This window comes from Mesorhizobium sp. M7A.F.Ca.CA.004.06.1.1, assembly GCF_003999135.1.
In the GTDB taxonomy this organism is placed as follows: domain Bacteria; phylum Pseudomonadota; class Alphaproteobacteria; order Rhizobiales; family Rhizobiaceae; genus Mesorhizobium.
The window spans coordinates 1-1243 of record NZ_RZPQ01001133.1; the positions used below are offsets into that span (position 1 = coordinate 1).

The 1243-nt window shown below is 63.6% G+C and carries 2 protein-coding genes; both read right to left on the reverse strand.

What is annotated here, in order from left to right:
- On the reverse strand, window positions 1-796 hold a 796-nt coding region (locus tag EN906_RS34490; protein WP_164777625.1), incomplete at its 3' end, for a succinylglutamate desuccinylase/aspartoacylase family protein.
- The coding region (locus EN906_RS34495; RefSeq protein ID WP_164777626.1) for an ABC transporter ATP-binding protein at window positions 786-1243 on the reverse strand (458 nt) is incomplete at its 5' end. The genes EN906_RS34495 and EN906_RS34490, both read right to left, overlap by 11 nt.

Sequence of the window (1243 nt, forward strand, 5' to 3'; positions counted from 1 at the left end):
GCACATTCAGCAGCGCCGACGCATCTGTCGCGGCCATCTCGTCGCCGATGTCGACGAAGCCGCGCAATTCGACCGTCGCTGCCATGCAGCCGACCGGTATCAGCTTGTCGGGATACGCCGCCGCGAGCTTCAACCACGGCTCGACGCTTGCTTCGGCAAAGGTCGAGCCGCCGGAGGCGCCCTGCGAAAACACGGCACGGCAGCCGAGTTCGCCCGAGATGTCCGACAGTTCCGCCGCGATCTCCGGCCGCACGAAAAGATGCATCAGCCCTTCGTCGTCGCAATGAAGATCGAGAACGAGATCAGAATCGAAGGCTTCGCGCGCCAGCACCGTATAGAGGGAATCAACCTGTTGCCTGACACAGCGTTCGTCGAGGATTGCGCGGATCGTCTCGCGGATCAGCGCCTTGTTGGCGTCGGCATCCCTTCCCAACAGGTTTCCGAGCCGGGCGATCAATTCGGGGGCAAGGTCAGGCCAGTTGCGGTTGAAGTTGCGGCCGCTGGCAAGGTCGTAACGGCCGAGATGGTCGCCATTGACGAACTGCGCCAGGCCGAGCGGGTTGGCGTAAGGCACGACGACGATCTGGCTCCGGATTTCGCCGCGCGCATCGGCGGCGTCCAACTGCTCGACCAGATGATGTGATACCAGAAGGCCGGGCGCCTCGTCGGCGTGAAGTGCCGCGTGGATGTAGGCCTTGGGACGGGCGGCGGCGGCACCGTAGCGTATGATGCGCACACTGTGGCGGCTGCCCGGCGTGCCGTTGGAGAGAGGAATATCGAGGATTTCACGAGACATTGACGGCTCCGGCGAGCGCCCGTTCCGACAACGGGAAGTGGCAATTGAAGACATGGCGGGGGTCTTCGCGGTCGGTTGTCCGGGACGGGAATGCGCTTTTGCAGATGTCCTGCGCATAGCGGCAGCGGGTGTGGAACTCGCAGCCGGGAGGGCGCGTCATCAGGCTCGGCACTTCGCCGCTGAGCTCGATCCGGTCGAGCGCGGCGTCGGGATCGGGTTCCGGATTGGCCGACAGCAGCGCCTCCGTATAGGGGTGGCAAGGCTGCTCGAATATACGGTCGGTCGAGCCGACCTCGATGAAGCGGCCGAGATACATGATCGCCATGCGGTCGGTCATGTGGCGCACGACATTGAGATTGTGCGTGATGATGAGGATGGCGATGCCCAACTCCTGCTGCAAACGCCCAAGTAGGTTGAGAACTTCGCCCTGGACGGACACGTCCAGCC